This window comes from Paracoccus marcusii, from assembly GCF_006151785.1.
GTDB classification, from domain to species: Bacteria; Pseudomonadota; Alphaproteobacteria; order Rhodobacterales; family Rhodobacteraceae; genus Paracoccus; species Paracoccus marcusii.
The window spans coordinates 1-7,099 of record NZ_VDDD01000153.1 but is presented as its reverse complement, the minus strand read 5'-3'; the positions used below and the strand labels follow the sequence as shown (position 1 = coordinate 7,099).

General features: G+C 68.4%; 7 protein-coding genes and 1 pseudogene. 7 read left to right on the top strand and 1 reads right to left on the bottom strand.

Annotated features, from left to right (window positions below):
• Positions 1 to 247: c-type cytochrome biogenesis protein CcmI (gene ccmI / locus FHD68_RS16625; protein WP_139086254.1), on the bottom strand; the 247-nt coding region annotated here is incomplete at its 3' end.
• 174 nt (positions 248 to 421) lie between these two features.
• On the opposite strand from ccmI, the gene FHD68_RS16620 reads away from it, so the two are divergent.
• The 7 genes and pseudogenes from FHD68_RS16620 to FHD68_RS16590 form a co-directional block, all read left to right on the top strand.
• Complete coding sequence (locus FHD68_RS16620) at positions 422 to 1,687, top strand: sarcosine oxidase subunit beta family protein (RefSeq protein WP_084693896.1); 1,266 nt, start codon at positions 422 to 424, stop codon at positions 1,685 to 1,687.
• Between the two features lie 91 nt (positions 1,688 to 1,778).
• Positions 1,779 to 2,039: a hypothetical protein gene (locus FHD68_RS16615; protein ID WP_127899174.1), complete on the top strand. Its 261-nt coding sequence runs from the start codon at positions 1,779 to 1,781 to the stop codon at positions 2,037 to 2,039.
• A 165-nt stretch (positions 2,040 to 2,204) separates the two neighbouring features.
• Positions 2,205 to 2,552: a sarcosine oxidase subunit delta gene (locus tag FHD68_RS16610; RefSeq protein ID WP_046001297.1), complete on the top strand. Its 348-nt coding sequence runs from the start codon at positions 2,205 to 2,207 to the stop codon at positions 2,550 to 2,552.
• Positions 2,549 to 5,479 carry a sarcosine oxidase subunit alpha family protein gene (locus FHD68_RS16605; protein ID WP_127899173.1) on the top strand — a complete coding sequence of 977 codons (2,931 nt, stop codon included), beginning with the start codon at positions 2,549 to 2,551 and terminating at the stop codon, positions 5,477 to 5,479. The genes FHD68_RS16610 and FHD68_RS16605 overlap by 4 nt, the downstream gene beginning before the upstream one ends.
• Positions 5,472 to 5,990, top strand: coding sequence for a sarcosine oxidase subunit gamma (locus FHD68_RS16600; RefSeq protein ID WP_127899172.1), 519 nt, complete (start codon positions 5,472 to 5,474; stop codon positions 5,988 to 5,990). Before FHD68_RS16605 ends, FHD68_RS16600 begins: the two co-directional genes overlap by 8 nt.
• Before the next feature lie 110 nt (positions 5,991 to 6,100).
• Positions 6,101 to 6,700 (top strand): superoxide dismutase, encoded by a 600-nt coding sequence (locus tag FHD68_RS16595; protein WP_045983614.1) that lies wholly within the window; start codon positions 6,101 to 6,103, stop codon positions 6,698 to 6,700.
• Between the two features lie 130 nt (positions 6,701 to 6,830).
• Positions 6,831 to 7,099 (top strand): annotated as a pseudogene (locus FHD68_RS16590) (tetratricopeptide repeat protein); the annotation flags it as partial.

Below are 7,099 nucleotides of genomic sequence, written 5' to 3'. Positions count from 1 at the left end.
GGGCCGACAGCGCGGCGCGACGGTCGGCGTCCAGCACCTTGCGCCCGATCTCGGCGCGCAGGCGCTGCGCGTCGTCGGGGCCGATCACGCCGCGGTCCAGGTCGCGTTCGACCTCGGCCAGCTGGTCGCGATAGACGCGCAGGTCGTAGGCCGCGGCAGGGGCGGCACCCCCGCGACCCCGCCGCAGGGGCGACAGGATGGCAAGGGCCGTGATGGCCGTCAGGGCGGCAGCTAGGATCCAGAACATGCGTCACCTCCGGTTGGCCCCGTTCCTAGCGCGGATGGCGGCGGACCGAAAGCGCGCTGCGACAGGGCTGTCCGAATGTCGCATGTCGCATTTCGCCGCGATCTGCCGCAAGCCGCCTTGAGGGTCGGGCCCGCCGCAGCCATGGTGCAGGCAACCCGTTTCCTGAGAGGCACCATGCCCGAAGCCCCCCGCGCCCGACGCTATTCCGTCTTTGCCATCGCCCGCGAGGCGCTGCGTCAGCACAAGGGCTGGACGCGGGCCTGGGCCAGCCCGGAACCGAAATCACGCTACAAGGTGATCGTGGTCGGTGCGGGCGGGCACGGGCTGGCGACGGCCTATTACCTGGGCAAGAACTTCGGCATCACCGACGTCGCGGTGATCGAGAAGGGCTGGCTGGGCGGCGGCAACACGGGTCGCAATACGACCATCATCCGGTCGAACTATCTGCAGGACCCGTCGGCGGCGATCTATGAGAAGTCGCGCAGCCTGTACGAGACCCTGTCCCAGGACCTGAACTACAACATCATGTTCAGCCCGCGCGGGCTGATCATGCTGGCCCAGACCGAGCATGAGATCCGCGGCTACAAGCGCACCGTCTATGCCAACAACCTGCAGGGCGTTCAGACCGAATGGCTGGATCCCCAGCAGCTGAAGGCCAAGGTGCCGATCATCAACCTGGACGGGCCGCGCTATCCGGTGCTGGGCGGCCTCTATCAGGCCCGCGGCGGAACGGCGCGCCATGACGCGGTGGCCTGGGGCTATGCGCGGGCCTGTTCCGACATGGGCATGCACATCATCCAGAACTGCGAGGTGACCGGGGTCGAGACCGAGGGCGGGCAGGTCCGCGCCGTCAATACCTCCAAGGGGCGCATCGGCTGCGACAAGCTGGCGATCGTGGTCGCGGGCCATTCCAGCCAGCTGGCGGCCATGGCCGGGTTCCGCCTGCCCATCGAAAGCGTCGCGCTGCAGGCGCTGGTCAGCGAACCGATCAAGCCCTGCATGGATGTGGTCGTGATGGCCAACACCGTCCACGGCTACATGTCGCAATCCGACAAGGGAGAGATGGTGATCGGCGGCGGCACCGACGGGTTCAACAACTTTACCCAGCGCGGCTCCTGGCAGCATGTCGAGGAAACCGTCCGCGCCCTGATCGAGACCTTTCCGATGATCAGCCGCCTGAAGATGCTGCGCCAATGGGGCGGCATCGTCGACATGACCGGCGACCGGTCCCCGATCCTGTCGTCGACCCCGGTGGGCGGCATCTTCGTGAACTGCGGGTGGGGCACCGGCGGGTTCAAGGCGATCCCCGGTTCCGGCTGGGCGATGGCCGAGCTGGTCGCCAAGGGAACGCCGGGTCCGCTGGCCGCCGATTTCGGGCTGAACCGCTTCCGCGAGGGCCGGTTCATCGACGAATCGGTCGCCGCCGGCGTCGCGCATTAGGCGAGGGCGCGCCGATGTTTTCCCGCGACGGAACCCCGGACGCCATCCGCGAATTGCCTTGCCATGACAGGTCCGACCGAAAGGGTTCATCATGGCTGACCGCAACAACAATGGTCTCTACTTCATCGTCGGCGGCATCGTCGTCGTCGTTGCACTGCTGTTCTTCTTCATGTCAGGCGAACCGACCGGCGTTGCCACGACCGATCCGGTCGAAGGCGACACGACCAACATCAGCGTCGAGACGCCGGCGGCCGAACCTGCGGCCGACGCCCCTGCCGTCTCTGTCGAGACCGACAGCCCCGCGGCCGTCGACGCCCCTGCCGAACCGGCAACCCCGGCTCCGGCCAACTGATGCCCTGACGCGCGGGACGGCCCGGCCGTCCCGCGCGACCACGGGGGTCCGGGGGCGGTCAGCCCCCGGCCTGCGTCCGACGGCATGTCGGACAGACGGCACCGCCGGCTTGCGCCGCTGCGGTGCCTTTTCGCATCCGCAACTCTCGCACCCCAAGGAAGCCCGATGCTGATCCTGACCTGTCCCTATTGCGGTGTGAACGCCGAGGAAACCGAACTGCATCCGGGCGGAGAGGCGCACCTGGCCCGCATCGGCCCGAACGGCACCGACGAGGAGTTCGAAAGCTACCTGTTCGCGCGCAAGAACGCCAAGGGCGTGCACTTTGAACGCTGGCGCCATGCCTATGGCTGCGGAAAGTGGTTCCTGGCCGCGCGCTGCACCGCCACGCTGCAGGTGTTCGGAACCTACAGGGCGCAGACGCCCCATCCCCCTGCCCAGATCGTGGAGGCGATCCGCAAGGTCCGCCCCGACTGGACACCCGACTGGACCCCCGCCGAAGGCATCGCCGAATGACCCACACGCCCCCCTTCCGACTGCCCGCCGGTGGCCGCCGCATCGACCGTGCCTGGCAGGTGCCGTTCCGCTTTGACGGCCGCCACCTGCGCGGGCTGACCGGCGACACCATCGCCTCGGCGCTTCTGGCCAACGGCCAGATGCTGATGGGCCGGTCCTTCAAGTATCACCGCCCACGCGGTCCCCTGGCCTCGGGCGCCGAGGAGCCGAACGCGCTGCTGGGCCTGGGCCAGGGGGGCCGGTTCGAACCGAACCAGCGTGCCACCACCACGCCCCTGACCCACGGCATGGTCACGCGCAGCCAGAACTGCTGGCCCAGCCTGGATGCCGATGTGGGCGCGGTGAACAACTGGCTGTCGCCGGTCTTTCCGGCGGGCTTCTACTACAAGACGTTCATCCATCCGCGCCCCTTCTGGAAGCACCTGTTCGAACCGATCATCCGCCGCAGCGCGGGCCTGGGCCGGGCACCGACCGACCCCGATCCGGACCGCTATGAACAGGCCTACGGCTTTGCCGACACGGTCGTGGTCGGCGGCGGCATCGCGGGCCTGACCGCCGCACGCGACGCGGCACTGGCGGGCGGCACGGTCCTGGTCCTGGAACAGGGCGCCCATTGGGGCGGGCGCACGCCCACCGACCACGACGGCGGACGGGCCGCCATCGATGCGCTGCTGGCCGACCTGCAAGGCCGCGACACCGTCACCCTGCGCCGCAACACCATGGCCACCGGCCTTTACGACCACGGCTATCTGATCGCGCGGGAATCGCTGGCCGATCATGACCCGAACCAGGGCATCCCCCGCCAGCGCCTGTGGCGCATCCGGGCGGGCCGGGTAATCGCCGCGACCGGCGCGCTGGAGCGTCCCTTGTCCTTTGCCTGCAACGACGTGCCGGGCGTGATGCTGGCCAGCGCCGTCCGCGACTTCATCACCGATTACGCCGTGGCACCGGGGCGGCGCATCGTCGTGGTCACGAACAACGACGACGCCTATCGCACCGCCCTGACGGCCCATGCCGCGGGGCTGGAGGTGCCGGCCATCATCGATGTCCGTCCCACCGCCGACGGGGCGCTGCCCCAGGCCGCGCGGGCCGCGGGCATCACTGTCCTGACCGGCACGGCCGTCGCCAAGGTCAAGGGGGGCAAGCATGTCGAGGGAGTGGTGCTGTGCGACCACCAAGGCGACGGCGCGCCGCGCCAGACCGTCGATTGCGACGTGGTGGCCATGTCGGGCGGCTGGTCGCCGGTCGTGCACCTCTATTCGCATTGCGGCGGCAAGCTGACCTGGGACGAGTCGCAATCGATGTTCCGCCCCGACCCCGACCGCCCGCCCCTGGGTGCGGACGGGCAGGGCAACGTGACCGTCGCGGGGGCCGCCAATGGTGATCTGCACTGCGCCGGCGATCTGGAAAGCCCTGCGGGTGCGACCATGCCTGTCTGGGTCATGCCCGCCCGCGCGCCCTACAAGCTGCGCGCCAAGATGTGGCTGGATTTCCAGAACGACGTGAAGGTCACCGATGTCGAACTGGCTGCCCAGGAGGGCTATGCCAGCGTCGAGCACACCAAACGCTATACCACGCTCGGCATGGCGACCGACCAGGGTAAGCTGTCCAACATCAACGGCTTGGCGGTGCTGTCCAACGCGCTGAACCAGCCCATCCAGGCGACCGGCACTACCACGTTCCGTCCGCCCTACACGCCGCTGACCCTGGCCACCATCGCGGCCGAGGCCAAGGACGAGGCGTTCCAGCCGCTGCGCAAGACGCCGATCCACGCCTGGCACGACCGCAACGGCGCCAGCTGGGAGCCGGTGGGCCACTGGCGCCGCCCCTATGCCTATCCCCGCGCGACCGAGGATCGCCACGCCGCCGTCAACCGCGAGATCCTGGCGGTGCGGGCCGGCGTCGGCACGCTGGACGCCTCGACCCTGGGCAAGATCATCGTCAAGGGGCCCGATGCGGGGCGGTTCCTGGACATGCTGTACACCAATATGATGTCCACCCTGCCGGTCGGAAAATGCCGCTATGGCCTGATGTGCAACGAGAACGGCTTCCTGATGGATGACGGGGTCGTGGCGCGCCTGTCCGACGACACCTGGCTGTGCCACACCACCACCGGCGGCGCGGACCGCATCCATGGGCACATGGAGGACTGGCTGCAATGCGAATGGTGGGACTGGAAGGTCTATACCGCCAACCTGACCGAACAGTTCGCCCAGATCGCCGTGGCCGGACCCAAGGCCCGCGCCCTGCTGGAACGCCTGCCGGGCAGCATCGATCTGTCGGCCGAGGCGCTGCCCTTCATGCAATGGGCCGAAGGCGACATCGCGGGCATCCCTGCCCGCATCTTCCGCATCAGCTTCTCGGGTGAGCTCAGCTATGAGATCGCGGTGCCCGCCAATCGCGGTCTGGAGCTGTGGGAGCGTCTGCACGAGGTCGGCCGCGATCTGGGCATCACCCCATACGGGACCGAGGCCATGCACGTGATGCGCGCCGAAAAGGGCTTCATCATGATCGGGGACGAGACCGACGGCACCATCATCCCCCAGGATCTGGGGCTGGACTGGGCGATATCCAAAAAGAAGGCCGACTATATCGGCAAGCGCGCCCAACGCCGCAGCCACATGACCGACGGCACCCGCTGGAAGCTGGTGGGGCTGGAGAGCCTGTCCGGCAAGGTCATACCCGACGGCGCCTATGCGGTGGCGGACGGCACGAACGGCAACGGCCAGCGCAAGACCCAGGGGCGCGTCACCTCCAGCTATCACTCGCCGACGCTGGACAAGCCCATCGCGATGGGCCTGGTCCGCCACGGTCCGGCCCGCATGGGGCAGGTCCTGGATTTCCCGATGCCGGACGGTGCGGTGATGCAGGCCCGGATCGTCGATCCGGTCTTCTACGACAAGGAAGGAAGCCGTCAGAATGGCTGAAGCGCTGGCTACCATCACCCCCGTCGCGGGCCTGGGCATGATCACCATCCGGGCCGACCTGGACCGCGCGGGCGACGCCCTGGCCGAGGCCGCGGGCCTGGCGATCCCCGACGCGACCGGCACCGTGACCGACGGCAGCCGCACCCTGGCGTGGATGTCGCCGGACGAGCTGTTGCTGATCCTGCCCGCATCGGACCTGTCCGCCGCGCTGTCGGACCTGACGCAGGCGCTGACGGGTGAACACGGGCTGGTGGCCGACGTGTCGGATGCCCGTGCGGTGTTTGACGTGACGGGCCCCCATGCCGCGGACGTGATCGCGAAACTGGCCCCCGTCGATGCCCCGGCCCTGCCGTCAGGCGTCTTGCGCCGCACGCGCATGGCGCAGACCGCCGCGGCCTTCTGGCGGGTGGACGGCGGGTTCCGCGTGATCGGCTTTCGCTCGACGGCGGATTACCTGTCGCTGATCCTGACCAATGCGGCCATGCCGGGCAGCCAGCTGGCGCCGCGCTGACCACCTTGGCGCAGGGGGGGATCGGAACCCCGGTCCACCCCTTGCGTTGGTCCCCCGAATGCGCGACCGTTCGCGCCGAGCCGAACCAACCCTTTCGAAAGGACCGCAAAATGGCCTTCACCCTTCCCGATCTTCCCTATTCGCACGATGCCCTGGAAGCCGGCGGCATGTCGCGCGAGACGCTGGAGTATCACCACGACAAGCACCACAACGCCTATGTCACCAAGCTGAACGAGCTGGTGGCCGGGACCGAGTGGGAAGGCAAGTCGCTGGAAGATATCGTCAAGGGCACCTACCAGAAGGGCGCCGTGGCGCAGAACGGCATCTTCAACAATGCCAGCCAGCATTGGAACCACGCCCAGTTCTGGGAGATGATGGGCCCGAACCCCGGCCCGATGCCCGCCAACCTTGAAGCCGCGATCAAGGACAGCTTCGGTTCGGTCGAGGAGTTCAAGAAGAAGTTCGCCGAGGCCGGCGTCGGCCAGTTCGGGTCGGGCTGGGTCTGGCTGGTCAAGAATGCCGACGGCAAGCTGGAGATCACCAAGACCGAAAACGGCGTGAACCCGCTGTGCACCGGTCAGACGGCGCTGCTGGGCTGCGACGTGTGGGAGCACAGCTACTACATCGACTTCCGCAACGCGCGGCCCAAGTACCTGGAGAACTTCCTGGACAAGCTGGTGAACTGGGAGAACGTCGCCTCGCGCATGTGAGGTCGGACGCATCGATCGAAAGGCCCGCCCCCTGTGGCGGGCCTTTTGCGTGGCGCCCGCGCCGGCATTGGCATTTCCGTCCATCGCGGTATAAGACCACGGGAACACAGGACAGATCGGCAGGGCGGGCATGGCCAACCAGAGCGACACCTTCATCGACGAAGTCACCGAAGAGCTGCGGCGCGACCGCCTGTACGGGGCGATGCGCCGTTACGGCTGGATCGTGGTCCTGGTGATCGTGGCGGTGGTCGGCTTCACCGCGTGGCGCGAATACAGCGCCGCCCAGGACCGCGCCGCGGCGCAGGCCTGGGGCGATGCGATCCTGGCGGCCGAGGCCGAGAACGACCCCGCCGCCGTTCTGGCCGTCGATCCGCGCGGCTCGGCCGGGCGGCAGGCGCT

Excerpts from the sequence above, each read along its gene's own strand:
- FHD68_RS16620 (WP_084693896.1), top strand. The coding sequence starts at position 422 with ATGCCCGAAGCCCCCCGCGCCCGACGCTATTCCGTCTTTGCCATCGCC.
- FHD68_RS16615 (WP_127899174.1), top strand. The coding sequence starts at position 1,779 with ATGGCTGACCGCAACAACAATGGTCTCTACTTCATCGTCGGCGGCATC.
- FHD68_RS16610 (WP_046001297.1), top strand. The coding sequence starts at position 2,205 with ATGCTGATCCTGACCTGTCCCTATTGCGGTGTGAACGCCGAGGAAACC.
- FHD68_RS16605 (WP_127899173.1), top strand. The coding sequence starts at position 2,549 with ATGACCCACACGCCCCCCTTCCGACTGCCCGCCGGTGGCCGCCGCATC.
- FHD68_RS16600 (WP_127899172.1), top strand. The coding sequence starts at position 5,472 with ATGGCTGAAGCGCTGGCTACCATCACCCCCGTCGCGGGCCTGGGCATG.
- FHD68_RS16595 (WP_045983614.1), top strand. The coding sequence starts at position 6,101 with ATGGCCTTCACCCTTCCCGATCTTCCCTATTCGCACGATGCCCTGGAA.